Source organism: Paludisphaera sp., from assembly GCF_037189885.1.
In the GTDB taxonomy this organism is placed as follows: domain Bacteria; phylum Planctomycetota; class Planctomycetia; order Isosphaerales; family Isosphaeraceae; genus Paludisphaera.
Map to the genome: position 1 here is coordinate 72,675 of NZ_JBBCIR010000066.1, position 20,033 is coordinate 92,707.

Annotated in this window: 15 protein-coding genes; 4 read left to right on the forward strand and 11 right to left on the reverse strand. The window is 72.8% G+C overall.

The features are described 5' to 3' along the window. Positions 1-25: 25 nt before the first annotated feature. From WG209_RS18400 to larC, 9 genes are all read right to left on the reverse strand, one after another. The gene (locus WG209_RS18400) at positions 26-1,552 is read right to left on the reverse strand and encodes a hypothetical protein (protein ID WP_337176541.1); all 1,527 of its coding nucleotides are present in this window, start codon (positions 1,550-1,552) and stop codon (positions 26-28) included. After that, entirely contained in the window at positions 1,522-4,011 is a 2,490-nt protein-coding gene (locus tag WG209_RS18405) for an ABC transporter substrate-binding protein (protein WP_337176542.1), read from the reverse strand. The genes WG209_RS18400 and WG209_RS18405 overlap by 31 nt, the downstream gene beginning before the upstream one ends. Next, positions 4,008-7,535 carry a PQQ-binding-like beta-propeller repeat protein gene (locus tag WG209_RS18410; protein ID WP_337176543.1) on the reverse strand — a complete coding sequence of 1,176 codons (3,528 nt, stop codon included), beginning with the start codon at positions 7,533-7,535 and terminating at the stop codon, positions 4,008-4,010. Before WG209_RS18410 ends, WG209_RS18405 begins: the two co-directional genes overlap by 4 nt. A 39-nt stretch (positions 7,536-7,574) precedes the next feature. Then, the gene (locus WG209_RS18415) at positions 7,575-8,540 is read right to left on the reverse strand and encodes a hypothetical protein (protein ID WP_337176544.1); all 966 of its coding nucleotides are present in this window, start codon (positions 8,538-8,540) and stop codon (positions 7,575-7,577) included. Further along, positions 8,537-10,144 (reverse strand): hypothetical protein, encoded by a 1,608-nt coding sequence (locus tag WG209_RS18420; RefSeq protein WP_337176545.1) that lies wholly within the window; start codon positions 10,142-10,144, stop codon positions 8,537-8,539. Before WG209_RS18420 ends, WG209_RS18415 begins: the two co-directional genes overlap by 4 nt. 327 nt (positions 10,145-10,471) lie before the next feature. Then, entirely contained in the window at positions 10,472-11,707 is a 1,236-nt protein-coding gene (locus WG209_RS18425; RefSeq protein ID WP_337176546.1) for a glycosyltransferase, read from the reverse strand. Beyond that, positions 11,704-12,120, reverse strand: coding sequence for a hypothetical protein (locus WG209_RS18430; protein ID WP_337176547.1), 417 nt, complete (start codon positions 12,118-12,120; stop codon positions 11,704-11,706). Before WG209_RS18430 ends, WG209_RS18425 begins: the two co-directional genes overlap by 4 nt. Positions 12,121-12,175: 55 nt before the next feature. After that, positions 12,176-12,637: a hypothetical protein gene (locus WG209_RS18435; RefSeq protein WP_337176548.1), complete on the reverse strand. Its 462-nt coding sequence runs from the start codon at positions 12,635-12,637 to the stop codon at positions 12,176-12,178. An 18-nt stretch (positions 12,638-12,655) separates the two neighbouring features. After that, positions 12,656-13,846 carry a nickel pincer cofactor biosynthesis protein LarC gene (gene larC / locus WG209_RS18440; protein ID WP_337176549.1) on the reverse strand — a complete coding sequence of 397 codons (1,191 nt, stop codon included), beginning with the start codon at positions 13,844-13,846 and terminating at the stop codon, positions 12,656-12,658. Between the two features lie 163 nt (positions 13,847-14,009). On the opposite strand from larC, the gene WG209_RS18445 reads away from it, so the two are divergent. The 4 genes from WG209_RS18445 to WG209_RS18460 are packed head-to-tail and all read left to right on the forward strand — an operon-like array spanning position 14,010 to position 18,001. Further along, on the forward strand, positions 14,010-14,501 hold the full coding sequence (locus tag WG209_RS18445; protein ID WP_337176550.1) for a sigma-70 family RNA polymerase sigma factor: 492 nt from the start codon (positions 14,010-14,012) through the stop codon (positions 14,499-14,501). Further along, positions 14,477-14,986, forward strand: a complete 510-nt coding sequence (locus WG209_RS18450; RefSeq protein WP_337176551.1) for a hypothetical protein — start codon at positions 14,477-14,479, stop codon at positions 14,984-14,986. The genes WG209_RS18445 and WG209_RS18450 overlap by 25 nt, the downstream gene beginning before the upstream one ends. Next, positions 14,983-16,437 carry a hypothetical protein gene (locus WG209_RS18455; protein ID WP_337176552.1) on the forward strand — a complete coding sequence of 485 codons (1,455 nt, stop codon included), beginning with the start codon at positions 14,983-14,985 and terminating at the stop codon, positions 16,435-16,437. The genes WG209_RS18450 and WG209_RS18455 overlap by 4 nt, the downstream gene beginning before the upstream one ends. 55 nt (positions 16,438-16,492) lie before the next feature. Beyond that, on the forward strand, positions 16,493-18,001 hold the full coding sequence (locus tag WG209_RS18460; RefSeq protein ID WP_337176553.1) for a DUF1559 domain-containing protein: 1,509 nt from the start codon (positions 16,493-16,495) through the stop codon (positions 17,999-18,001). Positions 18,002-18,012: 11 nt separating this feature from the next. Here the strand turns inward: WG209_RS18460 and WG209_RS18465 are convergent, their stop codons facing one another. Further along, positions 18,013-18,852 (reverse strand): HD domain-containing protein, encoded by an 840-nt coding sequence (locus tag WG209_RS18465; RefSeq protein ID WP_337176554.1) that lies wholly within the window; start codon positions 18,850-18,852, stop codon positions 18,013-18,015. A gap of 32 nt (positions 18,853-18,884) precedes the next feature. Continuing rightward, positions 18,885-19,622 carry a DUF937 domain-containing protein gene (locus WG209_RS18470; protein WP_337176555.1) on the reverse strand — a complete coding sequence of 246 codons (738 nt, stop codon included), beginning with the start codon at positions 19,620-19,622 and terminating at the stop codon, positions 18,885-18,887. Positions 19,623-20,033: the final 411 nt, after the last annotated feature.

Here is a 20,033-nt window from a genome sequence, read left to right on the forward strand (position 1 = left end):
GCGCGCCGGGCTTCTCGGGCTCCGCTTACGGCGCGGGTTGGGACTTCGCCTTGATGGCGGCCTCCTCCTGGCCGGGGGGCGGAAGGCGCGGGGCCTCCGGGGCGCGGGGCTTGGTGGCGGCGGCCTCGGCTTGCTTGGTCTTCTGGGACGAGAGCAGCTCGCCGAAGGCGCGGGCGGCGTCGTCCGTGAGGTACCCGTCGATGAGGCCCTGGATCTCGTCGAACTCGGCCTGGAGGTGGCGGGTCAGGACGGTGGTCTTGGTCGCCTCGTAGGAGGTCTTCACGGCCTCGTCCTTCAGCTTCTTGAGGGCGTCGGCGAAGGTCTCGGGGGAGGGGAGGAGGTTGTACTCCTTCAGGAAGGCCTCGAGCGCCGGCCAGTCCTCGCCGTCGGCGCGGGCTTCCATCAGGCGTTCGAGGCGGCCTCGCAGGGCGACCTGATCGATGATCGAGTCGCGAAGGGCGTCGAGCCGGGCCTGATACCTCGCCGCCAGCGGGAGCGGATCGACGGCGATCTCGCGCTCCTCCTGGCTCTCGCCGGGCATGATGGGGAACTCGGCCAGCGGTTCGGAGTCGCCGGCGAGGAGTCGCAGCTTGACGACGCCGCGCGTCGGGCCGGGGGCCACCGCGATCCGGCCGGAGCGGTCGGTCATCCCGACGTCGCGCGCGGGGCCGTCGGCGGCGGGGCGTTCGGTCAGCGTGTAGCCAGCGGCCGGCCCCTTCGTGGTCCGGTCCACGAACCGGAGCCGCAGGTCGCCGTCGCCGGGCTTGATGCCCAGGGCCGTCAGCGTGTTCGGTCGCGCGATGCGCTGGGAGAGCGGGTCGCGGTAGGCGCTCACGATGGCGCAGCGCGCCGTCGAGCCCTCCACCGACTCGGCGACGAGGTAGGTGTAGGCGATGCGCGTGATGCGGATCGAATCGTCTCGCATCGTGATCAGGCGGATCGGGATGAACGTCGTCCCATTCGTCGCGACCGCGCCAAGCTCGCTGGCGGGGGGGATCGCGGACCCTTGCACCTTCAACAGCGCGCGGCCCCCCTCCTGGCCCACGATCAGCGCGGAGGGGCTGAACAGGTCGAGCGTGAACAGGAACAGGTCGCGGGGGGCGTCGAGCGGGGAGAGGACCTCGCGGCGCTGGAAGGGGCCGAGCCAGCGCGCGCCGGCGTCGTACTCACGACCTTCGAGGACAAGTTGCGACGTGCCGGGGTCGACCGTGGCCCAGACGAACCACGCCTTGTCGACGGCCGGGTCGAGGCCCTGGACGTCGTCGGCCTGGGCGCGCGCGAGGGCCTCGCCGGCGAGCGGGCTGGGCGTGGCGGCCACGTCGACGGACCATGCCGGGCCGACGAAGCGGCGGGTCATCTCCAACCATCGGGCGATCAAATCGTCTCGGAGCCGGTCGCCGAGGCGCGCAGCGGGATCGGACGCCAGGTGCAGCGCGATCCGATAAGGGCGGTTCTCGATCGCCGTGGCGGGCTCCTCGCCCCGCGCCGCGAGCGTCGTCATCGCCAGCGCCAGCGACAGGATCAGCGGGACCACGGGTCTTTGGCGATCCACGGGGCGATCTCCCAGGTTTCGATGCCGTCGTAGAGCCGTTCGGTCGTCTCGGCGGGGCCCTTGAGCCGCGACCGCCACGCGTAGCGGTCGACGGTCTGCCAGAGCGGGATCACCGGGAGTTCGTCGCGCAGCTCGCGGTCGATCTCCACGGCCAGCCCCCGCGCGGTGGGCCAGTCGACGGCCTGTTCCAGTCGAAGTAGCAGCTGGAGGATGCGCGGGCTTGCCGACGAGGCCAGGGCGTTGGCCGAGGGCGGCGCGTCGTAGCCGGGGCAGATCATCGGCCCGGCGTCGAGCGTGGGCTCGTCGCATCGCAACACGCGATAGGCCATGTCGAACCGGCGCCCGGCGCGCAGTTCGGACTCCAGCTTCGCGGGGGGCACGGCGACCGGCTCCACGGTGATCCGCGCCTGAGCGAACGCCGCGACGAGCCGGGGGATGACGGCCTCCACCTCGGCGATCGCCGGGTATTCGAGCCGGAGCTTCAGGGCCTCCAGTTCCATCTCGCCGCGGGCGAGCGACGCGAGGGCCACCGCCAGGACGGGGTTGTGCTCCAGCGGCTTGACGCCCGGGGCGTCGACCGAATCGCCGCGCGGGAAGACGCCGTCGGCCGGCATTTCGGCTTCGGTCAAGGAGCCCCGGAGGATCCTCTCCTCCAGCAGCCCCTTGCGGTCGATCGCGTAGGAGATGGCCCGCCGCAGGGTCCGGTTCCCGAGCAGCGGGTTGCGGCCGTCGAGCGCGATGACGTGGACGGCGGGGCGTGCATAGACGCCGACCCGCACGTCCGGATCCGCGGCGAGCGCCGCCACCTGATAAGGGGCGACGTGGTCGATCAGCGCCGCGTCCCCCCAGATGAACGCGGCCATCGCCGCGGCGGGGGAGGCGTGGCGGACCTCGCGGAGCCTCCGCACCCCGGCCGTCGACGCGTCCCCCGAGGCGTCGGCGACCGCGCGGAGGTCGATCGCGTCGGGCGTGGCCTCGTGGCAAATGAACGGGCCCGAGCCGACCAGCGGCCGGTCCTTCGCCGACAGGACGACGCGGCCGTCGGCCCCCGCGTGCGCCGCGCCGACGGGCGCGTCGAGCCAGGACGACGCCCGGAGCAGGGGGCGCTTGAGCTGCAACTCCACCTGGCGCTCGTCCAGGGGGCGGGCGCGGTCGAGAAGGTCGGCCCAGCGGGCCTGGTACTTCGAAGGGTCGCGCGGGTCGCAGCGGTCGACGAGCGAGCGGGCGACGTCGAGCGCGGAGACCTCGCGCGAACCGTCCGACCAGGGGATCCCGGCGCGGACGCGGACGACAAGCCGACGCCCCAGGTCGGTCGCCTCGATCCCCTCGGCGAGTTGGCCGGGCCGCTCCCCCTTGCGGGCCTCCTCGGAGTCGTCGAGGAGGATCGGGCGGAACAGCAGCCGGGCGACGCGAGCGTCGGCCGGCGATCGAATCCAGGGGCCGGGGGGCGACGGCACGTCGGTCACGGCGGCCACGAGAGTGGGCTCGACGCGGAACGTCTCCTCGTACTCGGCCCGGAGGTCGGGGAGGTCGGGCCAGATCCGGAGGCCCTCGGCCAGGGCGTCCAGCCGCTCGGCGTTCGAACCGGAGCCGACCAGGCCGGCGCGGGCCTTCGCAAGCCCCTGGAGCTTCTCGCGCAGCTCTCGGGCCTGGCGGACGTCGGCGGAAATATCCTCCAACTCGCGGAGGTTCCGGCGTGCCTCCTGGTACAGCCCCAGCTCGATCGCGCGGTCGATCCGGCCGGCGTAGGCGGCGGCGATCTGATCGACGAGCCCGGGATAATCCGCCTGCCGCGCGTGCAGCTCGCGAAGCAGCCGGAGCCCTCGCGAGACGTCGCCGTCGGAGAGCGCCTGCCTCCCCTCGGCGAACAGCAGCGCGTGGACGCGATCGGTCAGGCCAGGCCAGTTCGGGTCGCGCTGGCGCACGCGCAGGTAGTGTTCGAAGGCGCGGGTGAAGTCGCGGGCCTGGGCGTGGCGTTCGCCCTCTTCGAGGAGAATGTCCTCGAAGTATTCGATCTTCTTGATGTGCGAGCGCCTCAGCTTGAAGTCGCGGACATCCCCCCGGCCGGTGGCGGCCTCGCTGGCCAGGTGGACGGTGATGACCTCCTCCGGGCCTTCCTCCTTCTTTTCCGCGGGATTGTAGGGCTCGACCTTGCTGGGCTCGCCGGGGAGTCCGACGTTGCCCCCTCGCGGGAACCTTGTCTCCGGCGCGCGTGCGGCCCCTTTCGTCTTCGGTGGCTCCGTCGGCGGCAGGGGACGCGGACTCACGGGCTCGACGAGGAGCACGGTGTCGTCCGGCAGGGTGATCCGGTCGAACGGGAACGATGCGAGCGGGTCGTCGGGCGTCACGATCGCCTGGGCTCGCGCGGCGTCCTGGCCGGGGGCGGTCGCGGCGGCGACGAGGAGCGAGATCAGGGTGGAGGCCGCGGCGAGGGCGCGACGGGATGCGAGGATCGTCACGGCTGGGCCTCCGTCGCGGGGTCGATTCTCAGCGGTTGGAGCACGCCGCGGCCGGTGGGGACGAACACGTCCCCCCCCACGGCGATCAGCCCGCCGGCCGGCTCCACGCCGAGGTCGGGCGCGGCGGCCTCGCGGCCGTCGGCCAGCGCGAGCCCCCGCGCGCGGCCGTCGCGGGTCGGGATCCAGAGCATGTCGCCGCGAATCAGGGGGGGGCCGACGGCCGGGGAGGCGAGCTTCGTCGTCCAGGCGAGGCGGCCGTCTCGCTCCAGCAGCATCACGCCCCCCGCCGAATCCAGGACGACCACGCGGCCGGCGACGGGTCGCGGGGCGCCGAGCGGCGGGGCGTCGAGCTTCCACGAGCCCACGGCGCCCAGGTCGCGGGCCGATAGCGCCCGGACGACGCCGTCGGCGGTGACGACCACCACGGCCGACTCCGCGCACGCGGGGTCGGCCACGATCGGCTGGTCGAGCGCCGTCTCGGCCTCGACCGCGATTCGACGCGCGGGGTCGGCCTTGAGCGCCAGCCGACGCACGCGGCCGGTGTCGTCGGCCAGCACGACCGAATCGGCGTCGAGGGGTTGGGGGGCGAGCCACGAGCCGACCCGGTCGCGGTCGAACTCGGGGACGAACGGCTCGGCGTCTGCCCTGCCCGTCGTCGGGTCGACGAGGTAAGCGCGGCCGTCCTCGCCGGGGACCAGGAGGCCGCCGGCCCAGGGGAGCGGCGGGGCGGCGATCGCCGAGGGGAGGTCGGTCCGGGCCCAGCCGCCGGGCGCCGAGGGGGCCTCGGCCCAGATCTCGCGCCCCCCGCGCGCCGGGACGATGAGCGCCAGTTCCTCCCCCTCGCGGACCACCGAGCGGAGCCGCCCGTCCGGGGCGTTCGGGTCGCCGGGGCGCGCGAGCAGGGCCGAAACGAAGCCGCCGTGTTCCAGCGTGGATCGATCCAACCGGATCCGGCGGCCGGCGCGATCGACCGTGACGAGCGATTCGCCGTCGGCCGAGGGGATCGGCGGCGAGGGCCAGGCCGCGCCGAGCACCGTCGTCCATCCCACGCGGCCGGTAACCTGGTCGATCCCCCGCAGCGCGACGCCACCCCCCTCGAAGCGGTTCGACAGGACCACCCGACGCCCGACGAGCTGGACCGGCCCGGCGGCGACGCCGATCGGCCCGAGCTGGAAGCGGGTGGCCAGGCTGCCGGCCTCGGCGTCCAGGTCGTATCGGGCCGATCGTCCCCCCGCGATCCAGATCTGACGCTCCGTCGGCGCGAGGCCGAAGGCGGGGCCGGACGCGTCGGCGTCGGGCGCGAGCACGGCCAGGGGCCGCAGCGGGTTCGCGCTCCCGTAGTCGCCCGCCGCGAACACCCGCATGCCGCCCCGGTCGCCGATCGACCAGATTGACGACGACGAGGTCGGGGGCACGTCCCACGTCCAGCCGGCGACGTCGATGGACTGCGCGGCGCGGGGCTTCGCCCCCTCTTCCTCCAGCACGAGGACGAGCCAGCGGCCGTCGGCGATCTTGTCGTTCTCGACGACGACCAGGAACCGCCCCAGCCGCGCGGGGGGGCAGGGGATGGCGCCTTCGGCGTGGCCGAGGTATTGCACGTCCACGCAGGACAGCGGGTCGCGGGATAGCGTGAACAGGCAGTCCTTGCGCCCCATGACATAGAGGAATCGCCCGGACTCGTCACCGACCGGCGACCGCGAAAGCGGGAACGCCAGGTCGACGGAGCCCAGGACCTCGCCGTCGGCCAGCGCGATCGTCAGGACCTTGCCCGAGGGCAGCGTCTGATAGAGGCGGTCGCCCACGACGAGCGGCGGGCCGTCGACGGGCTCGCCGAGCGACTGCCGCCAGATCAGCCGCCCGCCGCGGGCGTCGCGACGGGCCAGTTCGTCGCGTCGCCCGTCCACCAGCAGGACGCTGGGATCGCCCGGGACGGGGAGGGGCGCGAACGGCGCGTTCAGGCCGACGCTCGCCCGCCACAGCGGCGCGCCGGTCTCGCCGTCCAGGGCGTAGGCCGAGCCGTCGACCGCGGCGAACGCCAGCCCCGCCGCGCCGGGGGCGGGGGGGGCGTCGTCGCGCGAGCGGAAGACCAGCGTCGTCGGCGGGCCTAGCGGCTCGGAGGGCTCGCCCGTCTCGGCGGGGCGTCGCGACGGGTCGACCTTCGCGGCCGCCCGCATCAGGTCGTTGGCCCGGACCATGCGGGCGACGACCTCGGCGTCCCTCGACAGGTCGCCATAAGTCCGGACGAGGGCGTCGCGAGCCTTGTAGACCGCGGAGGCCGAGCCCGCGGCCAACGCCTCCTCCATCGCGGCGAGCGTCGCCTTGCGGGCGTCCGCCTTGCGGATCGCGGCGCGGGCCTCGTTCAGCAGGTCGGGGAGGCGTGACTTGGTGAGGAACGCGGGGGCCGGCTCGCCGACGATCGTAGCGTGGAGCGGCACGGCCGATTCCGCCTCGGCCAGCGCCTCGGGGTCGACCCGCCGCCTCGCGCGCTCGGCCAGACCCTCGCCGATTCGGATGACCAGCTCGCCCAGTTCGGTCTTCTCATCGCGGAACTCCGGCAGGTCGCCGGTCTGCTCGACCATCTCGCGCGCGGCCTCCAGCGCCCGCGACCACGTCTCCCCGGAGATGGCGATGTACTGCCGGACGTTCGCCAGCGCGCGCAGCGTTCTGGCCTTGCCGGCGCGGCGGTCGTCGGGGTTCTTCTCGAGGAAGGAGTCGAACTCGCGGATGGCGGTGGCGTTGTCGCCGTCCTCCAGCAGGTTGACGGCGTGGTTGTAGGAGCGGGTGGCGACCGTGCTGGCGATGATCGTCGCCAGCCAGAAGCCCATCGCCACCAGCCCCGCCAGCAGCAGCGCCAGCGCGATCACCGTGGGGGACGACGCGACCGGCTCGCGCCCCGGCGCGTCCTCGGCCTCGCGCGCCTTCCGCCAGCGCGCGAGCAGCCGGGCGACCGCGCCGGGCTCTTTCGCCCTGGTGCTCGTCCGCGCCGACGGGCCGGCCAGGGGCTCGGGCTCGCGGCCCGTCAGGCCGAGTTCCACGAGGAGGTCGTCGCGCTCGAAGACCGAGGGGGGGGCCGCGGGGGCCGGGGCCCGGGGCGGCCTGGACAGGTTGAGGGTCGGCGCCTCGACCGACGACGCGGCCCCCTGGAGCACCTTCGTCGGCCCTTCGTCCTCGAGGACTCGCGGGCGTTTCTTCTTCCGGGGGGCGGCGGCGGGGGGGGCGTCGGCCGGGGCGTCGTCGAGCCTCAGCGCGAAGACGCGGCACGGGCCGACGCGGATCTCGTCCCCCTGGTGGAGGCTGGCGGAGACGATCTTGCGGCCGTTGATCTCCAGGTATTCGGCGTCCGGGGAGGCGTCGATCTTGAAGCGACGGCCCTTCCACCGGATTCGGCCGTGGACGGGCAGGACCCCCTCGCCCGACAGGACGACGTCGCACGCCGGGCTCGACCCGAGCAGGACGGGGTGGTCCCGGGCCAGCTCGACGAAGCGGGCGCGGCCATCGGCGTCATGGATCTCAAGCGTGGCCATGGGGCGTCCGTCGGCTCCGCGCGAGGGATCGTGGGTTGGTCAACGGAGCGTCTCCTGGGCGACGACCTTGAAGTCGTAGCCGTTCCCCCTCGGGACGACGGCGAACCGGGTGACGCGGATCTCGGCCGGCGACCGGCCCCGGTAGCGTTGCTCCAGCTCGGCGAGGCGCTGCTCGACCTCGGCGGGGTAGAACTGGAAGACGGTCCCCTCGCCGGCGTCGATGCCCGCCTTCTGGAGCAGGGCGAGGTCCGACGCCTTGCGGGCGCGGCCCTCCCAGATGAAGTACAGCCGCGACTCCCCGCCGCTGCCGCCGTTGCGGCGGGTCGGCGTGGGGCTGGAGAAGTTGGAGGCGTAGATGAGCTGGTCCTTGCCGCCGACCACGGCCAGCTCGACCTTGAAGAAGTCCAGCTCCCGCGCGTACTCGTCGGGGCTCTGACCCTCGGGGTAGATGATGCTCCAGCGATTCTCTCGGCTGACGCCGCCGTCGCCGGGGCCGAAGCCCAGGCCCGGCCCGCCGGTCCCGATCTTCGACGCGCGACGGCCGCTCGCCACGGCGCCCCCGCTGGGCATGGCCGGCCCGATGTCGACCTCGGCCACCGACTTGCCGGCCTCGAGCGCCGCGTCGAGCATCGCGCCGGGAGTGGTCTGGACGGAGGGCTGTTCGAACTCGCCGGGGGTCTCCTCGTTGTTGGACGCCATCGCCGCGGCGTCGGCGCCGGGGATGTCGACCTGCTCGGTGGAGCCGGGAGTGCCGTCGGGCGAGCCGCCCCCCCCGCCGAAGACCTCGACGATCCGCAGCGGCGGCGTCACCCGGCCGGCGAACTCCTGATTCGTGACGAAGACCAGCGCGAGCCAGCCGACGACCAGCATCGCGCCCAGGATCACGGCCATCAAGAGCGACGTGACCCGGTCGAGCTTCGATTCGCCCAGGACGCGGGGCTCCGACCGGGCCGCGTCGCGGGCCTTCGCCGGGTCGGGGGGCGCGGCGGTCGCGGTCGCGCTCACGGCGTGGGCCCTCCGGCGGCGGCGGGCGAGGAGGCGTCCAGCGGACGGACCGCGTCGTACCAACGCAGCCATTGCCCGGTCGCGGCCCGCTTCTCCTCCGGCGTGGCGCCCGGCCCGGGGCCGGGGCCGTCGATCTTGCGCGATATGAGCAGCAAGGCCTGCCACGCGCAGGCGACGACGCGGTCGTCGGCGTCCTCCAGCGTCCGGGCGAGGTCGGGCACGACGTCCAGGTCGGTGGTGCGGCCGAGCGCCCAGGCGGCGACCTCGCGCACGCCGGGGTCGCGGGCCTGGAGCATGCGGCGGAAGCGGTCCTTGTGCGGCCGGAGAGCCGACGGGCCTTCCTTCCGGTATCGATCCATCACGCCGGCGAGGGCCGAATCGGCGTTCGCGACCCTGGGATCCTCCAGGACGTCCAGCATCCCCTCGACCGCGCCGTTCATCGGCCGGCTGATGATCCGGCCGCCGGCGACGGTCATGGTCGTCAGGTCGCCGGGGAGGTAACGGCCCCCCAGGAGCGTCCCGGGGCCGAGCTTCTTGTACTCGTATTTCTGGATCGACTTGCGGGTCGACCGCGTCAGGAAGAGCGTCGCCCACACGGTGTTGACGTCGTCGCCGTACAGGGCGGACCACGCGCCGTCGCCCCGCTGGCTCGAACGGATGAAGGCCGCGCCGCGCTCGAACCAGTCGACCCGGCCGATGGCCTGGCGGTCGATCAGGGCGCCGATGCGCTCGATGCCGTACAGGCCGTAGTAGATCGACTTGCCGAAGGTGGGGACGTCGTTGGTGTCGAACCGGGCGGCGATCCAGTTCATCCCCCGCGCGACGGCCTCGTCGATCTTCGCGTTGGACGTCGCCGGCTTGAAGTCGAGTTTGGGGCCGGCGCCCTCGACGGGGACCAGGTACGGGTTGGCGTCCTTCTGGAACTGGCGGTAGGTCTCCAGCTGACGGCGGCAGATCAGCAGGCTGCCGACGCCGGCGGCGGTCATCGAGATGGTCTCGGGATCCCCCTCGTCGCGGTGGTAGTTCCAGCTCCCCGCCGAGCTTTGCACCGACAAGAACCACTGCGCGGCGCGGTCCCACACGCCGGGGGGGATCTCCACGCCGTTGTTCTCGCACTCCCAGAGGCCGAGGATGGCGTACTGGGAGATGGAGGTGTCGCCGTGGGGGCGCGAGTCGTAGTCCCAGCACCCGTTGGGCTTCTGCTTGCGGATGATGTAGGAGGCGAGGGTCTGCAACTGGTCGCCGCGGCCGACGGCCTCGGTGTTCGCCAGGGCCATCGCGACGGCCGCGGCCTCGTAGACGTCCGTGCCGCTGGTCCGCTCGGGCTTGTAGCCCCCCGAGACGAACCTCGCGCGGAGCCGATCGAGATAGCCGGCCAGGGTGGGGTCGCTCTCCGGGACCTCCGCCTTCAGCAGCCCCAGCGCGACCATGGCGGTCTCGCCCACCTGCCGGCCGCCCCCGATCCTGCGCAGATAGTCGGCCGCGGCCATGACGGCCTGCTCCTGTCCCACCCCCGCCGGGGCGGCGGGTTGGGCCTGGGCCGCGGCCGTCAGGGGCGCGAGGCACACGAGCGCGAACGCGACGAATCGACGGGTCGTGGACATGCGCGTCACCAGATGGGTTGGCCGCCAAGGGTCGCCGACCAATGGTTGTGCCGTCTCCTGATTCTATCGTACGCGCGTGGTTGAAGCTTCGCCACGGGCGGAATTTCGGACCGATGGCGAAAGCCGGACGTCGCCCCCCGCCCAGGATCCCTCGATGGCGGGCGGTCCTTCCCCCTCGCGGGTCATCACGGATCGCGCGGCGGTCCGATGCGCGGACGGAGAGCGGGGAGGCATCGGAGCTTCGTAGGTCCGCTCGGCCGGCTTGGAACCCGCTGGCGGTATCGCTCGGGTCGACCCGTCCGAATGGGCGGGGGCCGCGTACCCATGCTACGCCGTGTCCGCCGCCGTCGTTCGCTCGTCGGCCTCGTCGTCGGCGGTGCGGGAGATGGCGGCGTCGTAGCTGGTGCCGCGCCAGGCGACCTTGCCGGTGAAGCACATCCAGATCGCTCGGATCAGGATCCAATCCGTCACCAGGTTCCCCAATGGGAACGTCGCGACGTACTTCGACCGCGGCACGGAGACGTCGTAGACCAGGCGGAAGACCGCGTACATCAAGGCGTGGTGGACCAGCGACATCCCCAGGAGCCACCACGCGAACGGGCCGCCGCGGCCGGTCGCCAGCATCGCCAGGGCGACGACCAGGACGACGTGGCCGCTCTGGGAGAAGATGATCGGGTCCAGCAGCTTCAAAATCAGCCGCCACGGCTTGCGGTCGAGGGCGTCGAACAGAATCCGGCTCCAGCCCCGGACGAGCTGGCCGAGCGAGGCATACATCCGGCAGGAGATCAGCCCGCGCGTCACCCCCAGGCGGATCGGCATGCCCTGGCCCTTCACCTTCTGGGCCAGGCCGATGTCCTCCACGAAGCGGTCGCGCACCGAGCGATGGCCGCCGACGGCGTCGTAGGCCTTGCGCGTGACCAGGATCGACTGGCCGTTGGCGAACGCGCGGGGGTGGGCATCGTCGTTGACCTGGTTCGGGCGGAACGACTGCATCAGGACGACCCCCGCCAGCGGCTGGACGACCTGCTCCCAGAAGGTCTCGCAGCGCAACTCCGGCAGGACGCTCGCCAATTCCGCGTTGTTCTCGCGGGCGTATTCCAGCATGACCGGCAGGAACGCCGGGCCGGGCGCGACGTCGGCGTCGAGGAACCAGAGCCATTCGCCCCGCGCCAGCCCGGAATGGCGGTGCAGTACGTAGGTCTTGCCGGTCCAGCCGGGAGGGAGGCGGTCGTTCTGGACGACCCGCACGCGAGGGTCCTCGGCCGCGTGCCGCCGGGCGATCTCCGCGGTCCGATCCAGGCTGCGGTCGTCGACGACCAGGATTTCCAGGTTCGGGTAGTCCTGCGCTCGGGTCGCGGCGAGGCACTCGTCGAGCGTCGCCTCCTCGTCCTTCGCGGGGATGATCGCCGAGACCAGCGGAGGGTCGGCGACCGCCAGCCGGGGGGACTCCGGCGTCAGCGGCCTGTCCTTGCCCAGCACGAATTTCAGGACGATCCAACGGATCGGCCAGATGAGGATGATCGCCGCGTAGATCTGGAGGAACGTGGATTCGGCCGTCGTCATGCGTCGGTCCCCGTCGCGATCCCGTCGAACTCCGCGACGTCGGACTCTCGCGGCAGCGCGGTAACCCCCAGGAGGAGGGCCGCGACCCAGAATGGGGCGAGGCCGGTCAGGCTCGGGTCGACCGTCAGCCCGTAGCCCAGCCCTAGCGGCAAGGCCAGCCAGCCGAAAGCGGCCGTCGCGACCCGGGACCGGACGTAGGCCCGGCCGCGAGTCTCCGGGTCCGCCTCCTTCGCGCGGATCGAGGGGGTCCGCAGGGCGACTCGGGCGACGATGAAGCAGACGAAGAGCGCGGCGAGGAACAACTTCTTGAGCGTCTCGGGGTCGGCGTGGGCCTCGATCGTCCCCCCCCAGCGCCGGAGGATCAGGGCGGTCGCCAGGATGGACAGGCCGTCCAGCACTAGGACGTTCAGCACCCAGGATCGGGCCCGTTCCATCCAGTGGGACGAGGTGGACGGGAGGGGGGCAGGGTCAGGCGTCGGCATGGCGTCCCTGGGGGTGGGCGGCGAGGCGCTGGCGGTAGAGGCCGGCGATCAATTCGACCTCGCCGATCGGTCGGCCGGTCTCGTCGGCGATCTCGCGGGGCGACCGCCCGGCCTCGACGAGCGTCCAGACCTCGCCGTGCTTCTCGGCCAGGCCGGGCGCGTCGGCCGGCTCGCCGTCGCGGGCGAGGTCGGGGACCGAGATCAGCGAGGCGATCGGCGCCGACGCGCGGGCCGGCGAGCTGGCGCCGCCGCGACGGCCCGCCTCGGCCACGAGCCGTTCCAGCCGTCGGACTTCGAAGGAAAGCTGGGCGAGGCGTTGCTCGACCGACTCGCCGGACCTCGCCATCGCGGCGAGCCGGCGCGCCAGGACTAGCACGCCCGTCGCCGCGAGGAGGGACGTGGCGAGGAGGCTCGCGGCGACGACCAGCCAGATGGTGGGGAAGGGCATGGGCCGTCGTTCCCCGGGTCAGTGGTCGCGGGTAGGGTGGTCGGCCGACGCGCGGGCGTAGGCGGCGTGCGCGGCGTCGAAGACCTCGCGGAGCGGCACGTCGCGCTCGGCGGCGACCCGCGCGCAGTCGTCGTATTCCGGGCTGAAGGTCGGCGGCCGGTTCTCGAGCCAGCCGAGCTTGCCGCGGATCGCGCCGAACTCGGTCTCCACGTCGACCGCCTTCCGGTTGAGCTTGTGGCGGCTGACGGGGAACCGCCGCACGCCGAGGGTGGTGGTCTCGCGGAAGAGGATGTCTTCCATCGCGGGGATGCGGGCCTCGTCGCAGAGCACGCTGATCATCACGCCGGGGCGGTTCTTCTTCATCTGGATGGGCGTGGTGAAGACGTCGAGCGCGCCGGCCTCTAGCAGCTTGACCGTCGTGTAGCCGACGACCTCGCCGGGGATGTCGTCCAGGTTCGTCTCCAGCATGAAGACGCGATCGGCCCCGGCCGAGCAGGCGAGGACGCCGACGAAGAGCCGCAGCACATTGGCCTGGCCGGGGACCTCGCGGGTGCCCGCGCCGAGGCCGATGGACTCCACCGTCATCGCCGGCAGCGGGCCGAACCGCTCGGCGACGGTCGTCACGATCGCCGCGCCGGTGGGGGTGGTCATCTCCATCTCGACGTGCGACTCGGCCAGCGGGACCCCCTTGAGGATCTCGGCGGTGGCGGGCGCGGGGAGGGGCATCCGGCCGTGCTCGGCCCGGACGAAGCCCCGGCCGGGGGGGACGGCGGAGCACTCGAAGCGGTCGACGCCCAGCAGGTCCAGGCCGACGGCCGAGCCCACGATGTCGATGATCGAGTCGACCGCGCCGACCTCGTGGAAGTGGATCCGCTCCAGGGGAATCCCGTGGACGCGGGCCTCGGCCTCCCCCAGCTTCAGGAAGATCTGCCTCGATAGGTCCTTCTGGGAGGCGGTCAGGGCCGACTTGTCGATGAGCGCCTCGATGTTCCGCCAGTGGCGGTGGGCATGCTCCTCCTCGGTCTTCACCCGGGCGTGGGTGGCGCGGAAGCCGCCGCGACGGACGGTCTCGAAGGACAGCTCGCCCGGGAGGCCCAGGCCGCCGACGGCCTCGATGATGGCCCGGCCGTCCACGCCCGCGTCGACCAGCGCGCCGAGCGTCATGTCGCCCGAGACGCCGCTGAAGCAATCGAAGTATCCGACGCGCACGTCCAGGCTCCCCGTCCGGTTGTCGCCCTCCTCACTTGGAGTCTCATTCTAGCCGCCCCCGCGCCCGCGACAACCCGACCCCGCCCCCTCCTGTTTTCTGGGACGGCGCCGTCCGACAATCGTCTTATACGCGGAGACACGACGAGGACGACGCGAGGCCGCGATGGACCCGGACGCGATCGGACGACTTCTCGACCGCCACGAGGCCCCCCTGACCCTCTTCGCGCGCCAGCTCTGCGACGCGCCCGAGGACGTGGTGCAGGAGGCGTTCCTCCGGCTGGCGGACCTGGACCGCGAGCCGGACGACCCCGGAGCGTGGCTGTACCGCGTCGCCCGCAACCTGGCCCTGGACGCGTCGCGCGCCGCCGGCCGCCGCCGCAGGCACGAAGCCCGCGCCGCCGCCGCGTCGCCCGGCTGGTTCGACCCCGCGCCGATCGACGGCCCCGAACCCGCCGAGGCCGAGGCGGCGCTGCGGTCGCTGCCGGTCGAGGAGCGCGAGGTCATCGTCGCCCACCTCTGGGGCGGGCTTACCTTCGAGCGGGTCGGCCGCGCGATCGGCGTCTCATCCAGCACGGCCCACCGACTCTACGCGCGGGGCCTGCAAACCTTGAGGGAACGAATGGGGGCGTCATGTCCGACCCGCGAGACGAGCTGACCGCGTTCGAGCGATCCCTGTCCGGCCTCGCGCCGAGCCGGGGCGTCGACCGCGACCGCCTGATGTACGAGGCCGGCCGTCGCGCCGGTCTCCGCGAGGCACGACCCGGCTGGCGCTGGCCGGCCGTCGCCGCCGGGCTAACTCTGGCGACGATCGGGCAGGCCGTCATGCTCGGCCGGCGGCCGACGGAGCGCGTCGTCGCGCGAGTTGTCGCCGTCCCAGCTCCGGCCCCGACGCCGGTACCCGAGCCGGTCGTGGTCCTGACCCGTCGCGAGCCCGTCCCGGCTTCGCGCCCTGGTGACGTTTCCCCCTCCCGACCCCGGTGGCTGACCGCCCGGACCGATCCGGCGGCGCTCGCCGAGACCGAGCCGCCGCTGCTGTCCGCGGTCTATATAGGCCCGCTGGTCGACGACCCGGATGACACCTTGACCCCGCTGCGAGGTCGCGTCGGCGACCCGCGTTCGATCCCCGGAGGCCCGCTATGAGACGCGTCGCTTTCTTGTGCCTCGCCGCCCTGGCCGTCACGGCCCGCGCGGAGGAGCCGCCGCCATCCGGGCGGACCATCGTGATCCGCCCCGCCAAGCCGCCGACCCCCGCGCTGAGCCTCCGGCTGCTGCCGTCGCGGGCCGAGCAAATCCCCGGCGACGCCGCCGTCTTTTACCATCGGGCGATCGAGTCGCTGCTCCAGGTCCGCCACCGCGAGGAGGCCGAGGCGAGGAAGGCCGGCGCCGCCGAGGGGGCGGAGTCTTCGGACGCCACGACGGCGGCCTGGCTCCGACTACCCGCCGACAAGTTCCCCAGGGAGGAACTCCGGAAGCTGCTGGGCAACCGCCGCAGGGCCCTCGAGGAGGCACGGCTCGGGAGCCTGCGCGAGACCTGCGACTGGGGGTTTCGGCATCGGGACGAGGGATTCGACCTCCTCCTCCCGGACATCCAGGAGATGCGCTGGCTGGCCCGCTGGGTGGCCCTGAACGCCCGGCTCGACGCCGAGGAAGGGAGGATCGACCAGGCCCTGCGGGGACTGAAGACCGGGCTGGCCGCGGCGCGAGACGTCGGCCGGGGCGGGGCGTATATCCAGTCGCTGGTCGGCATCGCTTGCGCCAACCACGTACTGGACGCCGCGGAGGCCCTGATCGAGCAGCCGGGCTGCCCCAACCTCTACTGGGCGCTGGCCGCCGTCCCCCGCCCCCTGTTCGATCTAGGCGCGGCCACGGAGGCCGAGACCGCGTTGATGGATCAGGAGTTTCCTTACCTCGGGGATCTCGACGGCGACGCCTGGTCGCTTGAGGTCGCCCGCGAGCGGGGCGACGAGATCGCCCGCAGGCTGCACGCGCTCACGGGCGATCATCCCGGGGTCCCCAGCCCGGTGACCCATCCCACGATCGCCCGCGCCGCCCAACTCCTGGCGATCGCCAAGGATTACCGCCGATCCAAGCAGGCCCTCCACGACGCCGGCCTCCCGCCCGAGCGGATCGAGGCGATGCCCATGGTTCAGGTCGTCGCGGTGGACTCTTACCGGACGTATAGGATCCGGCACGACGACTCGGCGAAGTGGGCTTACCTCCCATTCGGGCTCACGGCCGAGGGCTGGATCAAGGACGAGTCGACCCTCTCGGACCCCGCGCCGGGGCTCCCGGTCTTCAGGGTCGTCACGCCCGCGCGTAACGTCTCGCTCGCGAGCACACGCCTGCAACGCCGGATCGCGGCGCTGATGGTCGTGGAGGCCGTCCGCCTGTACGCCGCCGAGCACGACGGTGCCTTGCCGGCGCGGCTGGACGACCTGACCGACGCGCCCGCGCCGCCGGACCCCATCACGGGTGGGCCGTTCGACTACAAGGTCGAGGGCGACCATGCCGTCCTCTCCGGCCCGGCACCGGCGGGCTGGGAGCAAGTCCCGGAGGTCGCGCTCCGGTACGAACTTCGCCGGGCACGTTGACGCCTCGCGTGCCCGCCTTTCCGAATCACGACGACCAGACGGGGGATCGAAGACCATGAAGACGCTCTCGGCCTTGCTGCTAACATGGGGGCTGACGGCCTGCGCCGCGGCCTCGGCGGACACGAAGGACGTGGTCGCGACGTTCGTCGACGACCGCACCGCGATGCTGGCCCGGATACGGCTCGACGCGATCGCCGAGCCCGGCTCGCTCGGCGAGGCCGAGCCTCTGGCCGCCGCGTACCGGCCCTGGCTCGACGCGCTCCGGAAGGCCGGGGCCCGCGAGCTGTACGTGGTCGTCACGCTGGACGAGTTGCCGCCGCTGCCACGCTCCTCCCCCTTCGGGCTGGTGCCGCTGGAGGAGGGGGCCGACGCCAAGGCCATCGGCGAGCTGCTGTGCGCCGGGGATGAACGGGGGGGGCCGGCGGCCTGGACGACCTGCGCGTCGATCCGGGGGGCGGTCCTCGCGGGGGACGACGCGGCGCTGGAACGGGCGAAGGCGACGACCCCCGCGCCTCGGCCCGACTTCGCCGCGGCGTTCGACTCGGCCGGGGAGGCCCCGATCGCGCTGGCCTTCGCGGCGCCCGAGGACCTTCGCCGGGCGATCGACGAGCAGGTCGTCACCCTCCCCGAACAACTCGGGGGCGGCCCGGCGAAGCTGGTCTCGCGCGGGCTGCGCTGGGCCTCGCTCTCGTACAACCCCGGCACGGCCGCGCCGGTCCGCCTGCTGGCGCGGGCCGCCGGCGCGGACGAAGCCGCGAAGCTCCTGGCGGCGGGCCGGAAGGGGGTCGAGCACTTGCGGGGCGCGTCGGGAATCGCGGAGTTCGTGCCCGGGATCGGGGGGCTGGTCGATTCGCTGACGCCCCGCGTCGAGGGGGATCGGGTCGTGCTGGAGCTTTCGGCCCAGGCCGCCGGCCAGCTCGCCCGGGCGGTGGTCGGCCCCGTCGAGGAGGACGCCGGCCGCCAGGAGTGCCGCCGGAACCTCATGCACATCGCGCTCGCGATGCACAACTACCACTCCCAGCATAACAGCTTCCCGCCGGCCTACTCAACCGACGCCGACGGCAAGCCGCTGCTGAGCTGGCGGGTGCTGATCCTGCCGTTCCTGGACGCGGAAGACCTTTATAAGGAGTTCCGCCCGGACGAGCCCTGGGATTCGCCCCACAACAAGGCGCTCATACCCCGGATGCCGAAGTACTACGCCTGCCCCTCGACGCTCGGCGGGACGCTCGCCCCGGGGACGACGACCTACAAGCGGCCCGTCGGAGCGGCGATCGGCGTGGACCCCGCGCGGGGGCTGCCGCTCCATCAGGTGACGGACGGAACTTCGGCCACGATCATGGTCCTGGAGACGCCCGCCGACCAGGCCGTCGAATGGACCCGCCCGGGGGACCTGGAGGTGGGCGAGCAGGTCGATCCGAAGTCGCTGCTCGGGCGTCACGTCGGCGGGGCCAACGCGGTGATGTTCGACGGCGCGGCCCATTTCCTCCCGGACACGCGGAAGCCCACGACCCTGCGCCGGATGCTGACGCCCTCGGCCGGCGAGGTCATCGAGGAGGAAGACTGACCGCCCCGCCGTCAATCCTCCAGGTACTCCTCGCCTTCCAGGCCCTTGATGTAATCCAGGGCCTGTTCCATCGACTCGACGACGGCGCCGGGGACCCGCCCGGCGTCGTCGCATTCGCGCAGGAGCCTGAGGTCGTCGGCGTATTCGGACTCCTCGATCTCCCGGCGCTGCTTGGCCCCGAGCTTCTTGTGGACGTTGGGGTGCAGGTCCATGTGGCGGGCGATGAGCCAGAGCGTGCGGTCGGTGACCGCGCCGCGGAGGGAGTCGACGGCCGCGGCGGCGTGGTCCCTGGTCCCCATCGCCTTGCCGACGTCGTGGAGCAGGGCGGCCAGGAGGAATTCCTCGTGGTAGGGGCGGGCCTCGCGGGCGAGGTGGAACACCTGGAGGCTGTGGTACAGGGCGTCCCCCTCGGGGTGGGTCGCGGGGTCTTGCTTGACCCCTTCCAGCGGGGCCAATCGCAGGCGGTAGACGGCGAAGCGGTCGATCGTCTCCGACAGCGCGGGGACGGGCAGGTCCCCCTCGGGCTCCGGCGGCGACTCCTCCTCGCCCTCGCCCTCGTCGTCCTCCGTCGCGGCCCGTTCCTTCTGGAGGGCGACGAACTGGTCGCGGACCTCGTCGTCGGAGGGAAGGTCGCCGGGGCGGATCCGGTGGCCCAGGACCGCCGCGGCCTTCCGCTTGGCGGCGTAATAGTCCTGCTCGGACGCGGCTTGCAGGCGGTCGAGCGGGGCGGGATCGTCGCGCGGGACCTCGAAGGAGTCGATCAGCCGACGCGCGGCCTCGCGGGCGATCTGCCGTCGCAGGCGGTCGTCGGCCGCGGCCGCGCGGAATCGTTTCTTGTACTTGTCGTGCATGGTGTTCATCCTACCACAACGCCCGGCGGCGGTCAGTCGCCGATCTGGGCCGGCGTGGCGACCGGGGCCTCGCCGGTCGGGGCCGGCGGGATGGGGGCGTCGTCGTGCTCCGAGGCGTCGGCCGGCTTCGGAGGGGGCGCGGGGCGCTCGGGAGGGAGCTTTATATAGTAGAAGGCGGCAAGGGCCAGGAGCCCCGCAATCAGCGCGGGGGCGAGCCAACTCGGGGGATCCGAGGGCGCGGGCCTGGGGGCGGGCGCCGCGGTCGGGACGCCGGGTATGGAGGGGAGGTCGGCCAGCGAAAGGCCGCCGGGGAGCGACCTGGTAAACTCCCCCTTCTCGGCCGTGAAGAAGCTGGTGAGGTTGGCGGGAGTCAGGCCCCCCGTCCCTCGCAACCTCGCCGCGATCGCCGCCAGGATGACAGGCCCCAGGCGCTCCAGGAGTCCCCCGATCGCCGAGGCGGAAAGCCCGGTGAACCTGGCGAGCAGTTCGATGAGCGTCGGCAAGTTCGGGCCGAGGATCGAGCCGAGCACGTCGGCCTTCGCCCCGCCGATGTCTTCCGCGGGGGCGGTCCCCTCGAAGTCGCGGAGGGCGTCCATCAGCTTGTTCAGCCGATCGCCGTCGAGCGTCGCGTTCGACAGGGACGACAGGACCGCCGGCACGGCCGCCCCGATCGCCCGGCGCGCCGCGTCCTCCGACACGCCGACCGCGGCTCCCAGCTCGGCGAGCGCGTCGCCGGATAGCTGATTCTGGATCGCGTCGACGATGCTCATCGCGGGTCGCTCCTGAGCTTGGGGCGGATCGGCGAGGCGACGGCCGGCGGGCCCGCCTTCACCCAGGAAGCTATCACATCGAGCGGCCACCACGCTAACAGGGGGCCTCCGCCTCCTCCCGCTTTTCCCGGCGATGGCAGCGGCGAGCAACCTTCCATATTTTGGCTTCGTTCGTCGTCGGCGTTGTTCCTCATGTTTGGAGTAAGTGGCTTGATGGAAATGGGGTTGCGGAGAATTACACTTGGCTTCGTTCGTCATTTTCGAATGACTCGCGCGGAGCCATCGCCTCCGAGCCGGGGGAGTGCCACGGGCGGCGGGCACGTGCCGGCGCGACTGGGAGCCGTCGGTTCCATGATATCGTAGGCTGGGTCGTGACCCAGGGTGGGGGGGGCGCCGCGGATGCCAGCTTGG